General features: G+C 69.8%; 23 protein-coding genes and 1 tRNA gene (1 of these 24 running past the window's edge). 5 read left to right on the forward strand and 19 right to left on the reverse strand.

The genetic code is table 11. From position 1 onward, the window contains the following. From ASF57_RS19090 to ASF57_RS19115, 6 genes are all read right to left on the reverse strand, one after another. A protein-coding gene (locus tag ASF57_RS19090) for an NUDIX domain-containing protein (RefSeq protein WP_056486253.1) crosses the window boundary here: on the reverse strand, nt 1-392 show its 5' portion. Its footprint begins 364 nt before the window's first position; 392 of the gene's 756 nt are visible here — the first part of the coding sequence; its start codon is at nt 390-392; its stop codon lies off the left edge, out of view. After that, nucleotides 337-828, reverse strand: a complete 492-nt coding sequence (locus ASF57_RS19095) for a DUF983 domain-containing protein (RefSeq protein ID WP_056486256.1) — start codon at nt 826-828, stop codon at nt 337-339. Before ASF57_RS19095 ends, ASF57_RS19090 begins: the two co-directional genes overlap by 56 nt. A gap of 40 nt (nt 829-868) precedes the next feature. Then, a complete protein-coding gene (gene rnr / locus ASF57_RS19100; RefSeq protein WP_056486679.1) occupies nt 869-3,178 on the reverse strand; it encodes a ribonuclease R in 2,310 nt (769 codons plus the stop codon). A 155-nt stretch (nt 3,179-3,333) separates the two neighbouring features. Continuing rightward, a complete protein-coding gene (locus ASF57_RS19105) occupies nt 3,334-3,729 on the reverse strand; it encodes a hypothetical protein (RefSeq protein ID WP_348528139.1) in 396 nt (131 codons plus the stop codon). Nucleotides 3,730-3,851: 122 nt separating this feature from the next. Further along, nucleotides 3,852-4,430 (reverse strand): NAD(P)H-dependent oxidoreductase, encoded by a 579-nt coding sequence (locus ASF57_RS19110; protein WP_056486259.1) that lies wholly within the window; start codon nt 4,428-4,430, stop codon nt 3,852-3,854. 130 nt (nt 4,431-4,560) lie between these two features. Beyond that, nucleotides 4,561-5,463 (reverse strand): LysR family transcriptional regulator, encoded by a 903-nt coding sequence (locus ASF57_RS19115; RefSeq protein ID WP_056486262.1) that lies wholly within the window; start codon nt 5,461-5,463, stop codon nt 4,561-4,563. Nucleotides 5,464-5,583: 120 nt separating this feature from the next. Here ASF57_RS19115 and ASF57_RS19120 point away from each other — a divergent pair, with 120 nt between their 5' ends. After that, nucleotides 5,584-6,354, forward strand: coding sequence for an SDR family oxidoreductase (locus tag ASF57_RS19120; RefSeq protein WP_056486265.1), 771 nt, complete (start codon nt 5,584-5,586; stop codon nt 6,352-6,354). A gap of 59 nt (nt 6,355-6,413) precedes the next feature. Here the strand turns inward: ASF57_RS19120 and ASF57_RS19125 are convergent, their stop codons facing one another. The 12 genes from ASF57_RS19125 to ASF57_RS19180 form a co-directional block, all read right to left on the reverse strand. Continuing rightward, nucleotides 6,414-7,133, reverse strand: coding sequence for a cytochrome c biogenesis protein CcdA (locus tag ASF57_RS19125; protein ID WP_056486268.1), 720 nt, complete (start codon nt 7,131-7,133; stop codon nt 6,414-6,416). A 9-nt stretch (nt 7,134-7,142) separates the two neighbouring features. Continuing rightward, nucleotides 7,143-7,550 carry a thioredoxin family protein gene (locus ASF57_RS19130; RefSeq protein ID WP_056486271.1) on the reverse strand — a complete coding sequence of 136 codons (408 nt, stop codon included), beginning with the start codon at nt 7,548-7,550 and terminating at the stop codon, nt 7,143-7,145. Between the two features lie 36 nt (nt 7,551-7,586). Continuing rightward, nucleotides 7,587-8,192, reverse strand: a complete 606-nt coding sequence (locus ASF57_RS19135; RefSeq protein ID WP_082504176.1) for a rhodanese-like domain-containing protein — start codon at nt 8,190-8,192, stop codon at nt 7,587-7,589. Further along, the gene (locus ASF57_RS19140; protein WP_056486273.1) at nt 8,170-9,006 is read right to left on the reverse strand and encodes a quinoprotein dehydrogenase-associated SoxYZ-like carrier; all 837 of its coding nucleotides are present in this window, start codon (nt 9,004-9,006) and stop codon (nt 8,170-8,172) included. Before ASF57_RS19140 ends, ASF57_RS19135 begins: the two co-directional genes overlap by 23 nt. Before the next feature lie 165 nt (nt 9,007-9,171). Next, nucleotides 9,172-10,071, reverse strand: coding sequence for an MBL fold metallo-hydrolase (locus ASF57_RS19145; RefSeq protein WP_056486277.1), 900 nt, complete (start codon nt 10,069-10,071; stop codon nt 9,172-9,174). Nucleotides 10,072-10,142: 71 nt separating this feature from the next. Then, the gene (gene egtD / locus ASF57_RS19150; RefSeq protein WP_056486279.1) at nt 10,143-11,090 is read right to left on the reverse strand and encodes an L-histidine N(alpha)-methyltransferase; all 948 of its coding nucleotides are present in this window, start codon (nt 11,088-11,090) and stop codon (nt 10,143-10,145) included. Nucleotides 11,091-11,092: 2 nt separating this feature from the next. Continuing rightward, the gene (locus ASF57_RS19155; protein ID WP_056486281.1) at nt 11,093-12,058 is read right to left on the reverse strand and encodes a class I SAM-dependent methyltransferase; all 966 of its coding nucleotides are present in this window, start codon (nt 12,056-12,058) and stop codon (nt 11,093-11,095) included. 3 nt (nt 12,059-12,061) lie between these two features. Next, nucleotides 12,062-12,817, reverse strand: a complete 756-nt coding sequence (gntA, locus tag ASF57_RS19160; protein WP_056486283.1) for a guanitoxin biosynthesis heme-dependent pre-guanitoxin N-hydroxylase GntA — start codon at nt 12,815-12,817, stop codon at nt 12,062-12,064. 239 nt (nt 12,818-13,056) lie between these two features. Beyond that, the gene (locus ASF57_RS19165) at nt 13,057-13,755 is read right to left on the reverse strand and encodes a hypothetical protein (protein ID WP_056486286.1); all 699 of its coding nucleotides are present in this window, start codon (nt 13,753-13,755) and stop codon (nt 13,057-13,059) included. Nucleotides 13,756-13,991: 236 nt separating this feature from the next. Continuing rightward, nucleotides 13,992-15,404 (reverse strand): type I glutamate--ammonia ligase, encoded by a 1,413-nt coding sequence (gene glnA / locus ASF57_RS19170; RefSeq protein WP_056188895.1) that lies wholly within the window; start codon nt 15,402-15,404, stop codon nt 13,992-13,994. A gap of 247 nt (nt 15,405-15,651) precedes the next feature. After that, nucleotides 15,652-16,113 carry a GNAT family N-acetyltransferase gene (locus tag ASF57_RS19175; protein WP_056486288.1) on the reverse strand — a complete coding sequence of 154 codons (462 nt, stop codon included), beginning with the start codon at nt 16,111-16,113 and terminating at the stop codon, nt 15,652-15,654. 19 nt (nt 16,114-16,132) lie between these two features. Further along, nucleotides 16,133-16,471 (reverse strand): P-II family nitrogen regulator, encoded by a 339-nt coding sequence (locus ASF57_RS19180; protein WP_056486292.1) that lies wholly within the window; start codon nt 16,469-16,471, stop codon nt 16,133-16,135. A gap of 194 nt (nt 16,472-16,665) precedes the next feature. Between ASF57_RS19180 and ASF57_RS19185 the strand changes: the two genes are divergently transcribed. Continuing rightward, the gene (locus ASF57_RS19185; RefSeq protein WP_056486295.1) at nt 16,666-18,171 is read left to right on the forward strand and encodes a bifunctional ADP-dependent NAD(P)H-hydrate dehydratase/NAD(P)H-hydrate epimerase; all 1,506 of its coding nucleotides are present in this window, start codon (nt 16,666-16,668) and stop codon (nt 18,169-18,171) included. Here the strand turns inward: ASF57_RS19185 and ASF57_RS19190 are convergent. Next, nucleotides 18,168-19,655 (reverse strand): multicopper oxidase family protein, encoded by a 1,488-nt coding sequence (locus ASF57_RS19190; RefSeq protein ID WP_056486299.1) that lies wholly within the window; start codon nt 19,653-19,655, stop codon nt 18,168-18,170. The genes ASF57_RS19185 and ASF57_RS19190 overlap by 4 nt on opposite strands. A 248-nt stretch (nt 19,656-19,903) precedes the next feature. On the opposite strand from ASF57_RS19190, the gene ASF57_RS19195 reads away from it, so the two are divergent. The 3 genes from ASF57_RS19195 to ASF57_RS19205 all read left to right on the forward strand — a co-directional run bounded on the left by ASF57_RS19195 (nt 19,904) and on the right by ASF57_RS19205 (nt 22,358). After that, a tRNA-Leu gene (locus ASF57_RS19195) sits at nt 19,904-19,988 on the forward strand. Between the two features lie 174 nt (nt 19,989-20,162). Beyond that, entirely contained in the window at nt 20,163-21,599 is a 1,437-nt protein-coding gene (gene tig / locus ASF57_RS19200) for a trigger factor (protein WP_056188885.1), read from the forward strand. A 132-nt stretch (nt 21,600-21,731) separates the two neighbouring features. Beyond that, entirely contained in the window at nt 21,732-22,358 is a 627-nt protein-coding gene (locus ASF57_RS19205) for an ATP-dependent Clp protease proteolytic subunit (RefSeq protein WP_026176059.1), read from the forward strand. Nucleotides 22,359-22,385 lie beyond the last annotated feature (27 nt).

The raw sequence follows: 22,385 nt of genomic DNA on the forward strand, positions 1-22,385 counted from the left end.
TCCGGCGGTCCGTATTCCCGAGTTCCGAGCAGCAGGCCGGTCTCCTCGTAGGTCTCGCGGATGGCCGCCAGGGCGAGGGCGCGCCCCAACCCGTTGCCCCCGCGCGGGACGCGGACCGCCAGCGCGTCGGACGCCCGCGCCGAGAGGGCACCGGCCACCGTCATGTGGCGATCGCACGGCTCGATCCGGCCGCCCGGGAACACGAACTTGCCCGGCATGAAGGCAAGCCCGGGATGGCGCCGGCCCATCAGAATTCTGGGAATGCGCCGGGTACGGTCGAGGATGATCAGAGTCGCGGCATTGCGGGGCCGGAGCGCTGGCTTGCGGGCGGGCGCCTCAGGCGGGGCCGAAGCCGGCAGCTCGGTCGGCACTGCGCCCGTCACCTGATCCATGCCGTGTCTCCTCGCCCTGCGGTTCGGTGCCCGCGCGCGGCACCGGTAGCTTGGCGAAGCCGTGCATGCCAAGCGCATATTGCAGGCCGACCACGGCGCCCTTCACAGGCTGCAGCAGCGCCAACGACCCAAACAGCGTCACCAGGGGCCAGAAGCTGAGCTGAAACCACAGGGGAACGTCGTAATTCATCTCGGTTTCGAGCAGGAAATACCCGACGATGTGACCGACGATGAAGATGACGATGTAGGGCGGCAGGTCGTCGGCCCGGTGATGCGCAAGTTCGAGATCGCAGACGTCGCAATGCGGCCGGACCTTGAGGAAGCGGCCGAAAATCCGGCCCTCGCCGCAATGGGGGCAGCGGCCGATGAAGCCGCGCGCCATCGCCCGCACCAGCGGGGTGCGTTCGTGGTGGCCCGGTTCGATTCCGTCCGTCATCTCGGCTCCTCGCATGACCCCGCAGACTAGCCCCTTCCGCTCAGCGGCGCGAGCCGCGGTGACGCGACCCGGTGCTGCGGATGCCGGGCGGGCGCCCGGGCGCGCCGGGCTTGCGGATGGCGCGGTTCGGCCCGGGGCGTGCGGCACGCTCCGGCCGGGCCTGCCCCTCGGACAGCAATTCGAAGCGCAGGGCCCCGGCCACGGCAGCGGCTTCCACCAATCGGACCTCGACCCGGTCGCCGAGGCGGTGGGTCTCGCCCGAGCGCTCGCCCACCAGGGCGTGCTTGGCCTCGTCGTGCCGGTAATAGTCAGCCCCGATGGTTGAGATCGGCACGAAGCCGTCGGCCCCGGTCTCGTCGAGCTTGATGAACAGGCCGGAGCGGGTCACGCCGGAGATCTGGCCGGTGAAGGTGGCGCCGACCCGGTCGGCGAGATGGTGGGCGATGAGGCGGTCGATGGTCTCGCGCTCGGCCGCCATGGCCCGGCGCTCGGCGGCCGAGATCTGCTCCCCGATCTGGTCGAGGGCCGCCACCGTGACCTCCGACGACAGGCCGTCCGGGCCGAGACGGCAGGCCGCGATCAGGGCCCGGTGGACGATCAGGTCGGCGTAGCGCCGGATCGGCGAGGTGAAGTGGGCGTAGCGACGGAGGTTCAGGCCGAAATGGCCGAGGTTCTGCGCCGCGTAGACGGCCTGGGCCTGCGAGCGCAGGACCACCTCGTTGATGAAGATCGCGTGCTCGGTCTCGGCCACCGTCCCGAGGATGCGGTTGAACAGGGCCGGACGCAGGATGCCTTCCTTGGGCAGCTTGATCCCGATGGAGGCCAGCACCTCGCCGAGCGCCCGCATCTTCTCCAGGGCCGGCTCGTCGTGGACGCGGTAGATCAGTGGCTGCTTGGCCTGCTCCAGGGTTTCGGCCGCGGCGACGTTGGCCTGGATCATGAACTCCTCGATGAGCCGATGGGCATCGAGACGGGCCGGCACCACGACGCGGTCGACCGCGCCGTCGGCCGTCAGCAGCACCTTGCGCTCCGGCAGGTCGAGGGCGAGCGGACCGCGGGCCTCGCGAGCCTCGCGCAGAGCCGCGTAGGCGGCCCAGAGCGGGCGCAGCACGGGCTCGAGCAGGGGAGCGGTGATGTCGTCGGCGAAACCGTCGATGGCGGCCTGGGCCTGGGCGTAGCTGAGCTTGGCCCGCGAGCGCATCATCACCCGGTGGACGCTGTGCCGGCGCTTCGCCCCATCGGCCGCGATGACCATGCGGACAGCCAGGGCCGGCCGGTCCTCGCCCTCACGCAGGGAGCAGAGATCGTTGGAGATGCGCTCGGGCAGCATCGGCACGACGCGATCCGGGAAATAGACCGAGTTGCCGCGCACCAGGGCTTCGCGGTCGAGGGCCGAGCCCGGGCGCACATAGGCGGCGACATCGGCGATCGCGACGGTGACGATGAAGCCGCCGGCATTGGCCGGGTCGGGATCGGGCGTCGCCATCACGGCGTCGTCGTGGTCCTTGGCGTCCGGCGGATCGATGGTCAGCAGCGGTTCGGCGCGCCAATCCTCGCGGCCCGCCAGGCCCACCGGCACCACTGCATCGGCCTCCGCCAGGGTGGCCGCCGCAAACACGTGCGGGATGTGGTGAAGGTGAAGCGCGATCAGGCTGACGGCCTTCTCCGACCCCAGCGACCCGAGGCGCTCGCGGACCCGACCCTGGGGCAGCCCGAAGCGGCTCTCGCGCTGGAGGCTGACGCTGACGAGGTCGCCATCGCGGGCCTCCCCCTCCTCGCCGGCCGGAATCGCGATCTCGCGCCCCTGTGCCCGCTTTTCGACGGGGATGATGCGTCCGCCGTCGGGACCGGCCCGGAAGATGCCGATGATCTCAGCCTTGTTCTTTCCCAGAACCTTGATGACGCGGCCGGTGTAGCGGCCCGGCTCACCGGCGCTCGCTTCGACGCGCAAGAGCACCCGGTCGCCGATACCGGGCGCCGGCTGGCCCGGACGCTTGCCGCCGCGCGGCGAGGCGACCGTGATCTTCGGGGCGGGGCCGTTGCCGACGTCCCACTCGGCCGGGCTCGCCAGGAACTCGCCGTCGCGATCCCGTGCGGTGATGTCGGCCAGAACCACCGGCGGCAGACGGCCGGACGGCGCCAGCCCGCCGCGCCCGCGCGCGATGGCGCCGTCCTCCTCGATCTCTTTCAGGATGCGCTTGAGACCGATGCGGTCGGCGCCCTTGATGTTGAAGGCCGCCGCGATCTCGCGCTTGCCGACCGTCTCGGTCGAGGCGGCGATGAAGGCGAGGATCTGCTCGCGGGAGGGGAGGCCGGCAGCGCCGGGATTCGGATTGATGCGTTTTGCCAAGGGATCCGGCTCGCTGCGCGGGCGCGAGGCCATACGCGGTAGAACGTGTCTCGCCGGGAGCGGAAGCGCCGCCCGGCTGCTCTTGCTAACATGGGCGCTGGACGCCGCCCCGGCAACGGCATCCGCGAGGGCATCGGATCCGCCGTCGACAGGATTCAGCCGGTGGCTGCCGACTTGCGCAGGTGCTCGACGGCCGCATCGACGTCGAAGCCGGGCGCCGTAATCTCGTCGAGGGTGAACGGAGACAGAGCCGGGAAGCCGAACTGCACCTGGTTCTCGGCCTCGCGATACTCCGGCGCCTCGGCATCGCGGACCGCCAGGGTCCAGAATCCCTCGATGTTGAGGCTCGCCACCCGCGTCGGTTCGGCGGCGAGCGTCGCCTGCACGTCCCGGGCGGCCGCCCGCCAAGCCGTGCTCGCGTGATCGTCCGACATTAGGGCGGCCCGCACCAGGGCGGCGAGCAGGGTGCGGATCTCCGCGCCGGGAGATTTGTGTGTCGTGGACGGATCGGGCGTGGCGGCGATGGTGGACATGGTGGACATGGTGGACATGGGGGCCTCGGCTCGGGTGGTTCGGGTCGGGCGTCACACGGGCAAGCCCTGCGCCAGGGCCTCGTGATTCCGGTCCCTGCGACAGCGGGTCATTCCCACGCTTGGGCCAAACCGGGTCCGTCTCAATAGGGCGTGCCCTTGGCGCGCTGCGCCCGAAGCGCCTCGGCGTACCAGACCAGCTCGTCGAGGAAGCGTTGGGCCCCCCTGGGCAGCCACTCATCCTGTGCGACGCCGGCCTCGTCGAGGGCCTTGCCGACGCGGGGGATGGGCAGCAGCGAGGGAATGCTCGATGCGCCGAGCTCGGCCAGCATGGCGCGCAACGGCATCGCCGCCCGCACGCCGCCATATTGCCCGGCCGAGTAGCAGACGATGCCGGAGGGTCGCCACGCATACTCCTCGAGGAAGTGGTCGAGGGTGTTCGCGAGGGCCGGCGGGATCGCATGGTTGTATTCGGCCGAGACGACCAGGAACGCATCGGCGCGGCGATACAGGGTCGCGAGGTCTTCGAGCACGGCCGGCGCGGTCCCCGCCGGGTATTCCTTGTACATCCGGTCGAGGAGCGGGAGGTTCAGCACGGCCGGGTCGACCAGCGGCGCCTCGATGCCGCGGCTTTCCAGGGCGGCGATCACGAAGCGGGCGGCGCGCAGGCCCTGACGGTCGGCGCGCACGGAACCGAGAATGACGGGGACGACGAGGGGCATCGGGATCTCCCTGACGGTTGCGGCCCATCGGTCCGCCGGATCGACGGCCGCGAGCGCTCTCGCTGATGGACCAAGATCGACCCGGTTGTGCAAGCCGAGCCGCGGGGCCGGCGATGCGCCGCCGCCGCCTTCAGGCTGACGCCTGTCGATGCCGCAGGGCTTCGACCACCACGGCGAAGGCGGGGGCGTGCTGGCGCTGGCTCGGATAGTAGAGGTGGTAGCCGGGAAACGGCTCGCACCACGGGTCGAGAACCCGCACGAGCCGTCCGTCCGCCACATCCGCCAGGACCTGGTCCTCCGGCAGGTAGGCCAGCCCGAAGCCGGACAGGGCCGCCCGCCGGATCAGGCGCAGGCTGGTGAACACCAGCTGGCCCTCGACCCGGACGTTGATTTCGCGGCCCGCCTTCTCGAACTCCCAGGGGTAGAACCCGCCCCGGGTCGGACGGCGCAGGTTGATGCAGCGATGGGCCGTCAGATCTTCCGGATGGGTCGGCCTGGATCGTCCGGTGAAGTAGGCGGGGGTGCCGACCACGGCCATGCGAAGATCGGGACCGATCCGCACCGCCACCATATCCCGCTCGATGTGCTCGCCGAAGCGCACGCCCGCGTCGAAGCGCTCGGTGACGATGTTGGTCAGGCTGCCTTCCGTGACCACCTCCACGGCGATGTCGGGGTAGTCCGGCAGCAATTTCGCAAGAGCCGGCCACAGCACGGTCTCGGCTGCGTGATCGGGTGCGGTGATCCGCACGAGTCCGGCCGGTTTGTCCCGCAGGGCGGTCAGTGCGGAGAGGCCGGCCTCGATCCCGTCGAGATGCGGCCCGATGCTGTGGATCAGGCGCTCGCCGGCCTCGGTCGGGGCGACGCTGCGGGTGGTGCGGCTGAGCAGGCGGATGCCCAGCCGCGCCTCCAGGTCGCGGATGGTCTGGCTGAGAGCCGGCTGCGACACGCCGAGCTGCGCCGCCGCGCGGGTGAAGCTGCGCTCGCGGGCGACTGCCAGGAAGGCGACCAGATCGTTCACGCTGCCGCGCGCCATTGATAACCCAGACTTATGAACCCATGCGGGTTTCAGCAGCTAATCGCTGATCCGCCGAGGCGCTAGGTCTCTTGCAGCATCCTCGGTCCCCGATCGAGGCGGAATCAGGAGACCCGCAGTATGACGATGAATCGAACCGGCGCTGACAACCGGAAGGTCGCGTTCGTGACCGGGGCGACGAGCGGCATCGGCCGCGCCACGGCGCTGGCCTTTGCCCAGGCCGGCATCAGCGTGGCGGTCGCCGACGTCGCCGAGGAGGCCTGCCGCGAGACGGCGCGGCTGATCGAGGCGACGGGTGCCCGGGCGATCGCCGTCCGGTGCGACGTGACGCGGGCGGACGACGTGCGGGCGGCCCTCGATCGGACCGTCGACACCTTCGGGCGGCTCGACTTCGCCTTCAACAATGCCGGGATCGAGCAGCCGGTGACTGCCATGGTCGATCTCAGCGAGGAGACCTTCGACCGGATCGCCGGGGTCAACCTGCGTGGCGTGTTCCTGTGCATGAAGTACCAGATCCCCCTGATGCTCGCGAGCGGGGGCGGCTCGATCGTCAACACCGCCTCGGGCGCCGGGGTGAAGGGCATCGCCGGTCAGGCGGCGTATTGCGCCGCCAAGTTCGGCGTCATCGGCCTGACCAAGGCGACGGCTCTGGATTATGCCGCGCAGAACATCCGGGTGAACGCCATCTGCCCGGGCATGATCGACACGCCGATGATGCAGCGCTTCACCGGAGGCACGCCCGAGGGCATCGCCCGGGTGATCGCGCAGGAGCCGATCGGCCGTATGGGCCGGCCCGAGGAGATCGCCTCCGCCGTACTCTGGCTGTGCTCGGACCCGGCCGCCTTCGTCATCGGGCATGCCCTCGTGATGGATGGGGGCCAGACGGTCTAGGGACCGCGCTGGAGCCGCCCGAACCAATCGATTCCCGAGCGGCGCACCGGGGCGCGGCGTCAGTACCGCGTCGTCAGCCGCGTCAGCCATTCGGGCGAGGCTTCGACGAGGCGGGTTTCCAGCGCCTTGTCGTAGCCGAGCACGATGGCGAGGCCAGTCACCACCAGGACAAGGCCGAGGGCGGCCTTGAGGCCCTTGCCGAGGCCCATCATCCGGTTGCGCCAGCGCACCAGCGTCGCACGCGACAGGGTGCCTAGCAGGACCAGCGGCAGGGCGGCGCCGAGGCCGAACAGCACCATGGTGAGGGCGACGGACCCGAGATCGCGGCCCTGCGCGGCGAGGAGCGAGGCCGCCCCGAGGGTCGGCCCGACGCAGGGGCTCCAGACCGCGCCGAGGAGGAGCCCGACGCCGAACTGCCCGGACAGGCCCGCGGTGGAGAGGCCCCCGAAGCGGGCCTCGGTCCAGTCGCTCACCGGCCCGGCCGCGACCGCGAGCCGCGTCTGCGCCGCCGGCAGCATCAGCACGCATCCGAGCAGGATCATCAGAATCGCTGCGCCGGTGCGGAACAGGCCGGTGTCGAGGCCGAGGCCGAAGCCGATGGTGGCCACGAACAGCCCGATCGCCACGAAAGAGAGAGCGAGTCCGGTGGCCAGGGCCAGGGGGCCGTAGCGGTGCTCGGACGCGGCCGCGCCGAGGACCAGCGGCAGGAGCGGCAGCACGCAGGGCGACAGCACCGAAAGCAGGCCGGCGAGGAAGGCGAGTCCGAGGCCGTTGCCCATGGGGGTGCCCTAGAGGGTCTTCTCGACGAGGCCCTCGATCCATTCTGGCTGGGTCTCGCCGACCGAGCGGCCGGTCTCGGTCTCGCCCTTGAAGGCGATCAGCGTGCTCTGCATGCGGGCGTCGAACCGGCGCAGCACATCCTTGCGGGTGTCGAAATCGACCTCGAAGATCACCAGGTCCTTGAAGCGGGCCTGCTCGCCGAGCTTGGCCAGGATCGGCTTCTGAGTCTTGCAGATCGGGCACCAGGGGGCGCTCACCTCGATGAGGATCGGCTTGCCCGCTTTCTGCGCCGCCTCGAAAGCCTCCGGCGTGTAGGGCAACGCGTCGGCCGCGTGAGCCGGGACGGCGAGGCCCAGCGGAGAGAGGGACACGGGGGCGAGAGCCAGGAGCGCGAGGATCGAGCGGCGGTTCGGCATGGGTGGCGTAACCTTCGGCAGGGAGAGGGTGTGATTCTAGGGCCCGCCGCCCGTCTTCAGGGCGCGCGTCCAGGCGGCGTCGGGCCGGATCGCCCCCGTGTCATGCTTCTCCTGCCAGCCCTCGATCCCCGCCGGGAACCAGTGGACCGACCGGTAGCCCAGGGTGACGAGGCGCTTCCCCAGGTTCCAGCTGCCCCAGCAATCCGGGTGGCAGTAGGTGACCACGGGGCGGGTCCGGTCCCCTTGCGTCAGGGTCTCGATCCGCTCGGCCAGGGCGGCGGCGTCTTGGGCCGAGAGAGTTCCGGACCCGGCGCCCGGCAGCCAGATGCTGTCCGGGATCGCCCGGTGGATCGGCCGCCACAGGCGCCCCGGCGCGAGATCGCGCGGCGTCGGATCGGATTCCGAGACGTCGATCAGGAGGGTGTTGCCAGCGCCGATCAGGGCCTCGAGGGCCTCGGCGTCGATCACCGTGGCACCCGCCAGCGTCTTCGGCGTGTAGCCCTGCAGCGCGCCGTCCCAGTAGCCGGCGGGCTCGGGCACAGCGACGGGCGAATCCGCCGGCGCGGCGGCGCCCAGGAGGGTGGCGACCAGGACGAGGCCCGCGCGGCGTCGCAGGGCGTCAGTGACTGGCGGCCGGCACATCGAAGCTGCGCTCCCAGCGCCCACCCTGGTTGTCCTGCGTCACCACCGTGACCGGTCCCTTGCCGGCGGGTCGCAGGGCGAAATTGATCACCGGATTGGCCGAGATCGAGATGTCGCCCTCCATCACGAAGACGTTCTGCGTGCCGTAGGTGACGCTGATCCGGTTGATGTAGCGGGCTGGCGTGTACTCGCGGCTGACCTGGTTCATCTGGAGCCCGGTGAAGTTGGGATGGCGGATCATCAGCGTCGCGGCGATCGGCTTGCCGGAATCGGTTGCGCCGGAAGCCGGGGCGGCGAATTTCAGACGCATGTCGCCCATGCCCTTCATCGCCTCGTCGTCGGTCATTCCCATCGGGGCCGAGCACCCGCCCGATGCCTTCACGAACTGGGTGGTCTGGATCAGGGCGCCGTCCTGGGTCTCGGCCACCGCGTGGATGTTGCTGTAGGTGTTCACCCGGATGCGCAGCTTCAGTTCCTCCGGGTCGGCGGCGGGACCGAAGGTGAAATGCGCGGCCAGGGGCGCCGGGTTGTCGTCGATGACCAGGTAGAGGCCCTTGATCCGGTCCTTGTCGGTCATGGTCATCGTCAGCGGCACGAGCGCGGCGTCGTTGGCGCGGTCCGGCAGGTCCATGCGGACCAGGGGCTTTGCGGTTTCGACCGCGCGATCCCCGAAGAGCGATTGCCGCAGATCCTTCCAGCGCGCCTCGCGCTCGGCGACGTCGTCGCCGGCCGCGGCCCGGGCGGCGCCCGATGCCGCCAGCCCGGTGAGCAGCAGGCCGGCCAGGGCGGCGAAGGCGCGGTGGGACATCCGCATGGCGTGTTCTTCCTCGCACGATGGTGCAGGCTTTTTCGCCGGATGCGGCGGCCCTTCGGCGAATCTTACGCCAGGGGCGCGCGAATGTCCGCAGATCGGGGGATCGGTGTGGCGATATCCTGCGCAAGTTTGCGTGACGACGGGTGACGCGCCTGCCTTACCCTCTCAGGGCTCGCGGTAGGCCCCGCCATTCTCCGCCGTCGCCGGAGCGTCGACGTAGCGGCCCTGGCTCGGAACCGCGATGCGGTCGAAATCCTGCGCCAGCGCGTCGAGGGCCCGACGCATGTCGGGACCCACCAGCGGGCGTCCGTGCCCGGTGATCACCCGCTCGGGCTTGAGCGCCGCCAGGGTCTCGACGGAGCGCCGGGCGGCCGGCCAATCGGTGGTGAGGTACATCGGCGGGCCGTGCAGCTCGGGTTCCTGCATCATGACCGCGTAGGCGGATTCCTGGGCCGTGGTCACGAAGGCGTCGCCGACGATAAGCGACCGATCGGCTTCCCGCCACAAGGAGATGTGGCCGGGCGAATGCCCCGGGGTGTGGAGCCAGCGCCAGCCCGGCATCGACGGCACGCTGCCATCCTGCGGCAGGGCGTGCAGGCGTTTGCGGACGTCGACGGGGCGCGTCGGGTAGAGCGGCGCGATCCGTGCCATCACGCCGCCGCCCACGCTCGGGTCGGGCGCCGGATAGGCGGCGGACCCGTCGAGATAGGGGTGCTCCGCCGCATGGGCGTAGACCGGTGCGTCCCAGGCCTCGGCGAGATCTTCCAGCACCCCGACATGGTCGAAATGCCCGTGGGTGAGAACGATTGCCGCTGGCCGCGCGCCATTGCCAAAGCGCGCAGCGGCGGCCTTTTCGATCCGTCCCCGGGAGCCCGGGAGGCCGGCATCGATCAGCACCCAGCCACGGTCGCCGGCGTTGGGTGAGCCGAACAGCACCACGTTGACGATGGCGAGGCGCCGATAGGCGAGATCGTCCGTCACCGCATGGGCCTCGCCGGCCTCGTCCCCGTCGAGCCCCAGATCCTGAATGACGGCCTCCCGCGAGACCGGAACCTGCTGTGCCATGTTTGCTCTCCCGGGTTGATGCGAAGGGGACTCAGCGGAGTAGGGATCCGGCGAAGAGGCGATCCGGCCGATCAGCTCCGCAGCAGGTGAAGGCTGAAGCCGCCGCCCGTGCCGAGCCAGTGCGTCTCCGGATTCCAGCCACTTCCGGCCGCCAGGAGCGCGAAGGCCTCGGGCGTGTACTTGTGCGAGGTGTCGGTGCGGATGCTGTCGCCGGCGGCGAAGTCGATCCGGGTCGGGCCGAGTCGGACGCTGGTCGGTGCGGTCGCGGTCAGATGGGCCTCGACCCGGAACGGATGTTCACACAGGCGCACCTCGTGCCGAAAGGCGTCCAGGTCGAAGTCAGCGCCAAGTTCCCGGTTCATCCGAGCCAGGATATTGCGGTGGAAGGCGGCCATGAGCCCGTCGGCCCCGCCATAGGCCGCCTGCAGCGCACCCCGCTCAATGGTCGGGTCGGCCCCGATCAGGAACAGGCAGGAGCCGAGGGCCTCCCGGGCGCGGGCCAGGAAGGCTCCGGCCTCGTCGGGCGTGAAATTGCCGATGCTGGTTCCGGGGAAGAAAGCCAGCACGGGCCCGCCCGACCTCGGCAGGGGGAGGCGGAACGGCTTGCTGTAATCGGCGCAGACCGCCTGCATGGCGATCTGCGGGTAATCCGAAGCGAGTCTCCGGATCGCCTCGGCGAGGTAATCGCCCGAAATGTCGACCGCGATATAGGCGGCCGGACGGTCGAGAGCGTCGAGCAGGGTGCGGATCTTGCGGCTGGCGCCGCTGCCGAACTCCACAACAGTGGCGCCCGGTCCGATCCGGGCCGCCACCTCCGCCGCCACGCCCGGCAGCAGCGCGATCTCGCGCCCGGTCGGGTAGTAATCGGCGGTGTGGCAGATGCGGTCGAACAGCTCGGACCCGGCTTCGTCCCACAGATACTTGCCCGGTAGGGTCCGGGGCCGTGTCTGCAGGCCCGCCAGGGCATCGCGCAGGAACTCGGCGCGGTCGGTGTCGGCGATCTGCGGGGCCGCCGCCATGCTCAGCTCCGCGTCGCCGTCAGGACGACGAGCGCGATGCGCTCGACATCGCCATAGGCCGGGTCCGCGAGTTCCTCGCCGTACTCGTCGGGATCGAACTCGCGATAGGTCCAGCTCAGGCCGGCCTCGGCGCAGAGGGCGGTTGCCGCTTCGCGGAAGGGGTCGCGCCCTTCGACGATGGCGGACCCGGTGAACAGCACGAGACTGCCGCCGGGAGCCAGACGTGCGCGGGCCGCCTCCACCACCGCCAGGGACAGGCCGGCCCCGAGAGGGCCGCCACCGTGGCGGTAGGCGCGGGCGCCGCGATCGATCATGAAGGGCGGGTTCGACACGATGAGGTCGAACCCGCCTTCGACGGCGGTGAGTATGTCGCTCCGGTGCAGGCGCACGTTGCCGACGCCCGCCGAGCGCGCATTGACCGCCGCCGCCCGCAGGGCCGCCGGGTTGATGTCGACGAGGGCGACCTCCGCGTCCGGCGCCCGTTTGGCGATGCAGATCCCGGCGGCTCCGGAGCCGCAGCCGATATCGACCGCCCGCCGGATGGGAGCTTCGCGTTGCGCGAGATGGGCGATGACAGCCGCCGCAAAGCGCAGGGTGTCGGGGCCGAAGAACACCGCGTCGGCTGCGCTCGGCGGATAGGCCGAATGCAGGAAGAGTTCGCCGTCGAGGCTGGAGAGGCGGACGTTCGGGGTCCAAACGTCGCCCTGCGCCGAGACCGCTCCGGCACGCTCCAGGGCGGTCAGCACGGCCTCCGGCAGAATCTCGGGCGAGAAGGGGCGGCTCCAGCCGAGCACGTCCCGCAGGTTTCGGGCGCGGGCGTTCTGGGGCCGCGCATTGACATGCGCGTGGGTGGCGGGCGTGACCGTCGTGAAGCTGTAGCCGGTCTCGCGCACGGCCTGCACCAGGGCGGCGAGGCTGTCGGGATCGGTGTCCGGGAACGGGATGGCCTGGGCGGTGACGGCGTCCATGCCTTAACCCTCCACGCCGTCGGCGACGAAGGCGCCCTTGCGCAGGGCGGCCAGAACCTCCGCGCCGTCCCAGCTGGCGGGCTTGGAACGGCGACGGAACGGGCAGGTCCAATCCTCGGGGACGGCCCGGCCGCTGAACTGGCGCGCGGCCGAGCGCTCGCCATGCCCGGCCAGCATCGGGTTGGGCGATCCCGCGAACGCGACATCGCGCTCGACGATGCTGTCGCGCAGACGCTCGTAGCGGCCCTCGGCCCGCAGACGCTGGAACTGGTCGTGCAGATTGAACACCAAGGCGGGGGCCGCGAAGCGCCGGGCCGGGCGGCTCGCGGCCGGATGCAGCCCGACGATGAAGAAGCCCTCGCCGCCGAGGCTCACCGAGAAGTGCGGATCTTCGGGATCGGCGGCGACGCGGTCGTCATGCGGCTGGCCGAGATGCCCGTCCCGGTCGGACAGGGCCTGGACCCGCGCCCATAGGTCGGTCTCGAACCCCTCCTCGGAGGTGGGTGCGGCGCCCTCGAACAGGACGACGAAGCTGCGGAACATCTCCGGCGACTGGCGATAGCGCGAGATGAAGGCCAGGAGCGCGGCGTAGATCCAGGCATCGTCGGATGCCTGGCCGATGCCGCGCGCCACCACCACCGTCATGCCCCCGCGCGACAGGGCCGATTTGGCGCCGACACAGGGGAAGGGCCGATGCCGGATGAAGTCGCGGAACCGTTCCGCCAGGGGGTGATCCGTATCGACGGGAGGAAACAGCATGGCCACTCAAGATCAGGAACAACAACGCGATGCTGCTGGACGCGCCTCACCGGTTCCAACGGCAAGCAACGCATGTGTTTTTCAAGACCAGGCTGGTACGGATGGAGCGGGGATACGCCTGCAGCCTCAAGTGAAGGTGCCACGATAGCCTCGTGTTCCCTGAAAAACCGTCGCAGGCATGCACCATGAGAGGACATGTCGCGGCTCGACGACGGCTCGCGCCACCTGGCGGGGTCGGATCACCAGAGCGAGAATTCGGTGGCGAAGTCGGTTGTCTTCAGGCGCGCGCAGATTTCGGGTTCGGTCCGGCAATCGGCGCGCGGGCGCAGCGCCAGGGTGCCGTTCGGCTCCGTGACGAAGCGAAGCTGCACGGCCGGATCGTCGCCCCGCGTGTAGGCAAGGCCGACCTCGAAGCGCACGAAGTCGAAGCGGTCGCGATCGGCATAGACGATCAGGTCGCGCGAGACGGATTCGCCGGGATTGAGGTCGGAGGGTTCGCCGCCTGCCTCGGTGGCGCCGGCGAACAGGCGGCTCTCGCGCAGGATCGCCTCGCCGGGGCCGTCGAAGGTGTAGGCGCGCGCCGTGGTGGTGCGGTCGGGCGCCGTGGCGCCGTCCAGCGTCTGCGCCTCGAAGCGCACGCGCACGCCGGTCACATTGTAGACGAGACCGAGCACGCGGACGCCGGTCTGGCCGACATTTCTGCGCGTCACGGTGGAGCGGATGGCCACGTGCTGGCCGCGCTCGCCCGCCCGCACGAGGTTCGTGGTGACCGAGACGGCGGGCGGCTCAAGCGCCGGCTTGATCCGGGCCTCGTAGATGAAGGTGTAGACGGCCCAGGCCCCGGCCGCGAGGATCGCCAGGGTTTGCACCAGGGCATTGGCGCGCTCGAGGCAGTCGCCGCGCCGGAATCCGGTGTCTCCGGCGTCGTCCTTCGGCATTTCCTGTCCTGGTTCCCTCTCCGGCCGCTTCCCAGGCCTCCTGTCGGGGCGGCAAGCCGAGTGGATCGGTCATGGTTCCCCAGGACGCATCCATCTCCGGCCAGTGGCAACCTGAGACAGCACGGAGCCGAATCAGAACCGGGCGCCCGAAACGCGAGACGCCGGAGCCCCTCGCGGAGCCCCGGCGTCTCGGATCGTTCCGGGCGAGACGGGCACGAAGCCCGGCCCGCGCGCTCTCAAAGCGAGTAGTACATCGTGAATTCGACCGGGTGCGGGGTCATCTCGTAGCGCATGACCTCGGTCATCTTCAGCTCGATGAACGAGTCGATCTGGTCGTCGGTGAACACGTTGCCGGCCTTGAGGAAGGCGCGGTCGCGGTCGAGGTTCTGCAGCGCCTCACGGAGCGAGCCGCAGACGGTCGGGATCTTCTTCAGCTCGCGCGGGGGCAGGTCGTAGAGATCCTTGTCCATGGCGGCGCCCGGATCGATCTTGTTGATGATGCCGTCGAGGCCGGCCATCAGCAGGGCCGAGAAGGCGAGGTAGGGATTGGCCATCGGGTCGGGGAAGCGAACCTCGACGCGCTTGGCCTTCGGGTTCGTGGTCCACGGGATACGGCAGGAGGCCGAGCGGTTGCGCGCCGAGTAGGCGAGCAGCACGGGAGCCTCGTAGCCCGGCACCAGGCGCTTGTAGGAGTTGGTCGACGGGTTGGTGAAGGCGTTGAGCGCCTTGGCGTGCTTGATGATGCCGCCGATGTACCAGAGGCATTCCTGGCTGAGATCGGCGTACTTGTCGCCGGCGAAGAGCGGCTTGCCGTCCTTCCAGATCGACTGGTGCACGTGCATGCCCGAGCCGTTGTCGCCGAAGACGGGCTTCGGCATGAACGTCGCGGTCTTGCCGTAGCTCTGGGCGACCTGATGGATGCAGTACTTGTAGATCTGCATGTGGTCGGCGAGCAGGGTCAGGGTGTCGAACTTCATGCCGAGCTCGTGCTGGGCGGACGCCACCTCGTGGTGGTGCTTCTCGACCTTCACGCCCATCGACTGCATGGCGGCCAGCATCTCGCCGCGCATGTCCTGCGCCGAATCCTGCGGCGGCACCGGGAAATAGCCGCCCTTGGTGGCGACGCGATGGCCGAGGTTGCCGCCCTCGTAATCGGTGAAGCCATTGGTCGGCAGCTCGGTCGAATCGAGCTGGAAGCCGGTGTGATACGGGTCGGAGCCGAACTTCACGTCGTCGAACACGAAGAACTCGGCCTCGGGACCGACATAGATGGTGTCGCCGATACCGGTGGACTTGAGGAAGGCTTCGGCCAGCTTGGCGGTGCCGCGCGGGTCGCGGCTGTAGGGCGCGCCGGTGGAGGGCTCGAGCACGTCGCAGACGATCGACATGGTCGAGGCCGAGAAGAACGGGTCCATGCAGGCCGTGGCCGGGTCCGGCATCAGCAGCATGTCGGATTCGTTGATGGCCTTCCAGCCGGCGATCGACGACCCGTCGAACATCGTGCCTTCGGAGAACATCTCGTCGTCGATGAGGGAGACGTCGAACGTGACGTGCTGCCACTTACCGCGCGGGTCGGTGAACCGAAGGTCGACGTACTTGACGTCGTTGTCCCTGATTTCCTTCAGGACGTCGGCTGCTGTCTTGGCCATCCTCGGAGGTCTCCTTCATGTCTCGGCCCGTTGCGGCCGTGGTTTTGCCGCAGCGGGTATCGGCACGCCGCAGAGCGGAAGGGTATTGGGCGCCGAGCGTTTAGCGCAGCTACGGCGCCTCGGCCAGCGCAATTTCTGCGCGCCCGTGACTTGGCGGCTGTCAGAAGAGACGCAAAAACAGAAACTTAGATCTGTCTCTGGTGTTTCCGGGGTCGCCCACGGGCCCTGTCTCCGGTCCTGGCTGCCGTCAGCGCGGCAGGAGCTTGCGCATCTGGACGCAATCGGCGGCATCGCCAACCAGCTCGGCGGCGTCCCACCCGAAGCGTTCCCAGTCCATCGCCTCGTAGAAGCCCACCGCGCCCTGTGCCGCGTTCACGAACAGCGTGTGGATGCCGAGTCCCCGCGCCTTGGCTTCGACCTCCGCGCCCAAGCTGCGGCCGAGGCCTCGACCCCGGCGGTCCGGCGCGATGGCCACCAGCCGGACGATGCCGGTTCCATCGCGGCGATCGTCGAGGCGTACGACCCCCACTGATTCGTTCCCGGAAGTCAGGAGGAGCGGATGGTGGTTGGCACGGAGGTCGTCGGGGTGGTTCTCGTCGTAGCCCGTCCGCCCGCGCGCCGTCCAAAGGTTGTCGCGCCGGAGGGTATGGTATCGGCGCCAGTCCGAGGGGCTGGTCACCGGATCGAGCCGGCAGGACGTCTCGGTCACGGGACCTGGCGCTCGCCGCTCAGATCGCGTCGGTGCCGGTCTCGCCGGTGCGGATGCGGATCGCTTCCTCGATGGTCGAGACGAAGATCTTGCCGTCGCCGATGCGGCCGGTCTGGGCCGATTTGCGGATCGCCTCGACGGCGCTCTCCACCAGCGCGTCCGACAGCACGATCTCGAGCTTCACCTTGGGCAGGAAGTCGACGACGTATTCGGCCCCGCGATAGAGTTCGGTGTGGCCCTTCTGGCGTCCGAAGCCCTTTGCCTCGATCACGGTGATGCCCTGGAGGCCAACCTCCTGCAGGGCTTCCTTCACCTCGTCGAGTTTGAAAGGCTTGATGATCGCTTCGATCTTCTTCATGCCGGGTGGGCCTGACCTCGATGCTGCTTGATCCATCGTTGGTATCATCGCCGTTCGGCCTTCGCCACGCCGATTTCTTCGGTGACGCCGGAAAACTGCACAAGGAATATGCACGCACCGCAAATCGTTTAGGCGATGAGCGAACCTGAGGCTGTCGCGTGAAGCCCAGAGGTGCATTCGAGAAGGGATTCCCCATGACCACCCTGCGACTGCTCAAGGTCGAGGCGATGCGCCGGGTCGATGCGGCCGCGATCGCGGGCGGAACATCCGGATTCGCCCTGATGGAGCGGGCCGGAGCCGCCGTGGCGGAGCGCGCTCGCGCCCTGGCCGGGGAGGGACTGCGCATCCTCGTCCTGTGCGGACCGGGCAACAACGGCGGCGACGGCTACGTGGCGGCGCGCCTGCTCGCCGAGGCCGGCCACCTGGTCGACCTCGCCGGGCTGGTGCCCCCCGGGGGCCTGTCCGGCGATGCGGCGCAGGCGGCCCAGGGCTGGAGCGGCCCGGTCCTGGACCTCTCGGCGATCGTCGATCTGGCGCATTACGGCCTCGTCGTCGATGCGCTTTTCGGCGCCGGTCTGACCCGCGACCTCGAGGGCGAGGTGGCCGCCTTGGTGGGCCGCCTCGGGCAGGCGTTCTGCCCGATCCTCTCCATCGACGTTCCGAGCGGAATCGATGGCGATTCCGGGGCCGTGCGCGGCGTCGCGGTGCGGGCGACCGAAACCGTCACCTTCGTGGCCCTGAAGCCGGGACACCTGCTGCAGCCCGGCCGCGCGCATGGCGGCCACCTGCATGTCGCGGATATCGGCACCGGCCCGGCAGCGCTGGAGGCGGGCTTCGCAGGGGGAGCGCCGCTCTGGCGCAATGGACCCGGCCTGTGGGAGGCGGCGTTTCCGCGCCTGACCGCGGCGAGCCACAAGTACACGCGCGGGCACGCGGTCGTCCTGTCCGGGCCGGCCACCCGCACGGGGGCCGCCCGGATGGCGGCGCGCGCAGCGTTGCGGGTCGGGGCCGGCCTCGTCACCCTGGTCTCGCCGACCGGGGCGCTGGCCGAGAACGCCGCGCATTGCACCGCCATCATGCTGCGGGCCTGCGACAGCGCCGACGACCTCGACGATCTCCTGGTCGATGAACGCCTCAACGTGGTGCTGGCCGGTCCCGGGCTCGGGATCGGCGCGGCCACCCGCGATCTGGTGGCGGTCGCCGCCGCCGCCGGGCGCGTCATCGTCCTCGACGCCGATGCGCTGACGAGCTTCAAGGGCCAGCCCCACCTGCTCGGCGCCCATCTCGCCGATGGCGACGCCACCGCTGTCCTGACACCGCACGAGGGCGAGTTCGCGCGCCTCTTCGAGGGCACGGAAGCAGTCGACCCGGAGGCCGACAAGGTCGAGCGCGCGAGCCGGGCCGCCGCCCTGGTCGGGGCCGTCATCGTCCTGAAGGGTGCCGATACGGTGATCGCCGCCCCCGACGGACGCGTGGCGATCAACGATCACGGCACGCCCTATCTCGGCACCGCCGGAGCGGGCGACGTGCTCGCGGGGCTCATCGCCGGGCTGCTGGCCCAGGGGATGGCGCCGTTCGAGGCGGCGGCGGCCGGGGTCTGGGTCCACGGCGATGCCGGCCTGCGCCACGGCCCCGGCCTGATCGCCGAGGACCTGCCGGACATGATGCCGGCGGTGCTGCGCGCCCTCGTTCCGGTTTAAGTCACCTCGAACAGCGTCCACAGGCCGGTATCGAAGCGCTCCAGCACCGTCGCGCTGATCAGCCAGCGCCCGGGATTGTCGGCCTTGAAGGCGATGCGCGCGGTACGGCCTTCGAGAAGCTGGAAGGTGTCGAGCCAGTAGGGCTCCCAGCCGTCGTCGAGGGGGTGGAGCAGCCGGAACGCGTGGCCGTGCAGGTGCAGGGATTGCGGGAACGCGGTCTCGTTGCGGATGGCCAGCACCACCACCTGCCCGCGCTTCACCGAGAACAGCGGCGCCATTCCGGCCGTGCCGGGGGCGCCGTTGACCGCCCAGATCCGGGTGGGATCGCCGGTGTAGCTCGGCTCGGCGGCCGGCTTGTCCTTGTCGATCCGGGCGCCGCCCGTCAGGGTGATGTCGCGCCGGACGGCATTCTGCAGCTTGACCTCGGCCGGCAGCAACGGGTTGTCGCCGATCTTCGTGATCGGCGGCCGCGGCGGCGCGGCGGCCTCCGCGGTGAGGCCCAGGGTGGCGAGCGCGATGCCGTTGCCGATCAGCGCCGTGATCGCACCCGTGGTCCCGGCCTCGGTCGGCATGTCCAGCATCAGGTCGTAGCGGGTGCCGGGCGGGAACGGCAGGGTGGCGCGAAGGGGCTCGAAGGTGTCGGTCGGCTGGCCGTCGACCGCCAGCACGTAGACCTTCACGCCGTCGAAGCGGATGCGGGTCGCCCGCGCATTGCAGACGTTGCCGAGGCGCAGGCGCAGACGGCTGCCGGGCCGGGCCGTGATCGGGGCCGGGACCGGCACGCCGTTGAGGGTGACGAGGCTGCCGAGGCGGCCGGAACTCGCCGCGAAGGCCGGTTGGCCGAAGGGCAGCAGAGCGTCGGCGTCGTCGAGGCGCCAGTCCTGCATCAGCAGGGTCAGGTCCTGGTCGACGGCGGGCGGGGTCGTCTCCTCGACGACGAGGGCGCCGGCGAGGCCGCGCCCCGAGGGCTCGCTGGAGCCGCCCACCACCAGGGGTCGAATCAGGAACGTGCCGGCATCGGGCGGTACGAATGCGTAGGTGAATTCGGTGCCCGGGGCGATCGGCGCCTGGGTCACGCCGCCGACCCCATCCATGGGGTTCTGGTTGCGCACCCCGTGCCAGTGCAGGCTGAGGGGTTTGTCGGTCCGGTTCTCGACCTTGAGCCGAGCCGTCTCGCCGCGCCGGACCCGCACAACCGGCGGCGGCGCCTTGCCGTCGAACGACCAGACCGGCGTCGGGACGGCGGGTTCCGGCTTCAGCCGCAGCGTGTTCGGCGCGGCCGACAGGGTGCGAGCCGGGCCGTCGGTGGCCGGTGCGGGCGCGGACGGAGGTGCGGAAGGGGGAGGCGTCTTCGTCCCTTGCGCCCGTGCGCCGCTCGGCAGCAGCGCCAGGGCCGCCACACCACCGAGCCAAGTTCGCCGCGAGGCCGAGACCGGATCGTTCGGGCCGAGCGATCGAGGGGTCGGCAGGGGATCTCGCAGCATAGAACCTCGCAGCATGGCATGGTGCAGCATGGAATGACGCAGCATGGGACTTCGGCGGAAGACCGGGGGCGGAAGACCGGGACGTCTGGGCAGCGCTTGTAGAATGCGGATTCGGCGGATGCCAATTCGGGGTCGCCCGGCCCGTCGCGGCGATCCGAACGGCCGCCTGATTTTTTTGCTGCGGCCCGTGGCGCGCGTGCTATAGGACCCCGCTCTGGCGGCGGAATGCGCGCTGGGCGTTGGCGCTTGCGGGCGTGGCGGAACTGGTAGACGCGCTGGATTTAGGTTCCAGTGTCGCAAGACGTGGGGGTTCGAGCCCCTCCGCCCGCACCAGTCCATCGCCGTCGGGAACGGATTGGCTCACAGCGATGGCCGGTCGGCCCGCCGCAGGGAGCTGGCCTTCAGCGGCGCGCAGTCCTGGCGCCGACCTCGTCGTGTCCGCCCGGGCGGGCCACGAGGGACCGACCGAATTTGCGCGATCACACGGACGACAGCGGAAAGACGACCATGCAGGTGACCGAGACACTCTCCCAGGGACTGAAGCGCGAGTTTCAGGTCCTGCTCGCCGCGAACGAGCTCGAGGAGCGCCTGACCAGCGAGCTGTCGACCCTCAAGGACAAGGCCCAGATCAAGGGCTTCCGTCCGGGCAAGGTGCCGGTCGCGCACCTGCGCAAGCTGTATGGCCGCTCCGTGATGGCCGACGTGCTGCAGAACGCCGTCAACGAGGCGAACCAGAAGATCGTCACGGACAACAACCTCAAGCTCGCTCTCGAGCCGAAGATCGAGTTCCCCGGCGAGCAGTCGATCGTCGAGCGCGCCCTCGATTCGAAAGCCGACGTTTCGTTCAACGTCGCCCTCGAGGTTCTGCCGACCTTCGAGCTGGTCGACCTGTCCGACGTCAATCTGACCAAGCAGGTGGCCAAGCCCTCCGATGAGGAGGTCGACGAGGCCATCACCCGCATGGCGTCGTCCAACCGTGCATTCGCGCCCCGCGAGGAGGGTGCCGCCGCCGAGACCGGCGACCGCGTCACCATCGACTTTGTCGGCCGCATCGACGGCACCGAGTTCGACGGCGGCAAGGGCGAGGGCATCGACCTGGAGCTCGGCTCCGGCTCGTTCATCCCGGGCTTCGAAGAGCAGCTCGTCGGCGCCAAGGTAGGTGACCAGCGGGTCGTCAAGTCGACCTTCCCGGAGGCCTACGGTGCCGCGCATCTCGCCGGCAAGGATGCCGAGTTCGACGTCACCGTGACGGCGATCCAGGCTCCGGGCGAGACCAAGATCGACGACGAGCTCGCGAAGAACTTCGGCATGGAGTCCCTCGACAAGCTGAAGGAGGCGGTCTCCACCGCCATCGGCAGCGACTTCGAGGCGCAGTCCCGGCGCAAGCTCAAGAAGGACCTCCTCGACGCTCTCGACACCAAATACGCCTTCGAGCTGCCTCCGAGCCTGGTCCATCAGGAGTTCGCCGCCGTGTGGGCCCAGGTCGAGCAGGACCTGAAGACCCGCGAGAAGACCTTCGAGGACGAGGGCACCACCGAGGAGAAGGCGACCGCCGAGTATCGCAAAATCGCCGAGCGCCGCGTCCGCCTCGGCTTGGTGCTTGCGCAGGTCGGTGAGACCGCCGATATCAAGGTGACGGACGACGAGGTGAACCAGGCGCTGATCGCCCGGGTGCGGCAATATCCCGGCCAGGAGCAGCAGGTCTGGGATTTCTACCGCAAGAACGCCCAGGCGCTCGCCGAGCTTCGTGCGCCGATCTTCGAGGAGAAGGTCGTCGATCACGTGCTCGCGCAGGTGACGCTCACCGAGGAGCCGGTCTCGAAGGAGGCGCTGTTCGCCGACGAGGACGACGCTTCGGCTGAGGGCGAGGCCAAGGCCGAGACGACCGAGTCGGCTTCGACCGGAACCGACGAGGGCCTGCCCGCCGTCGCCAAGGCCGACTGAGCCCGGCTGCTCCCACGAGGGCGGCGGGCTTGAGAGTAAGGCGATGTTCACCATCGCCGTAGTTCGCTGAAACGTCCGGTGCGCGCCCGATTCGCGGCGCGGCCGGACCCCTTGTAGCTGGGGCACGTGATGATGAGAGATCCGGTCGACTATTATAACAGCGCGCTCGTGCCCATGGTGGTCGAGCAGTCGAGCCGCGGTGAGCGTGCCTTCGACATCTACTCGCGCCTGCTGCGCGAGCGCATCATCTTCCTCACCGGTCCGGTGGAGGATTACGGCGCGTCGCTGATCGTGGCGCAGCTGCTCTTCCTCGAAGCCGAAAACCCGAAGAAGGAAATTTCCTTCTACATCAACTCGCCCGGCGGCGTGGTCACCTCGGGCCTGTCGATCTACGACACGATGCAGTTCATCCGCTGCCCCGTGACGACGCTCTGCGTCGGCCAGGCGGCGTCGATGGGGTCGCTGCTGCTGACCGCCGGCGAGCCCGGCCACCGCTTCGCCCTGCCGAACGCCCGGATCATGGTCCACCAGCCCTCCGGCGGCTTCCAGGGCCAGGCCACCGACATCCTGATCCATGCCCGCGAGATCGAGGCGCTCAAGAAGCGTCTCAACGAGATCTACGTGAAGCACACCGGTCGCGACTACGACACCATCGTGCAGGCGCTGGAGCGCGACAACTTCATGACGGCCGACGCCGCCAAGGAGTTCGGGCTCATCGACGAGGTGATCCAGAAGCGGCCCGAGCCCGCCGCCGCCTGATCACGGGCGCCACATCTCGCAACGACC

Source organism: Methylobacterium sp. Leaf117 (assembly GCF_001422985.1).
Lineage (GTDB): Bacteria > Pseudomonadota > Alphaproteobacteria > Rhizobiales > Beijerinckiaceae > Methylobacterium.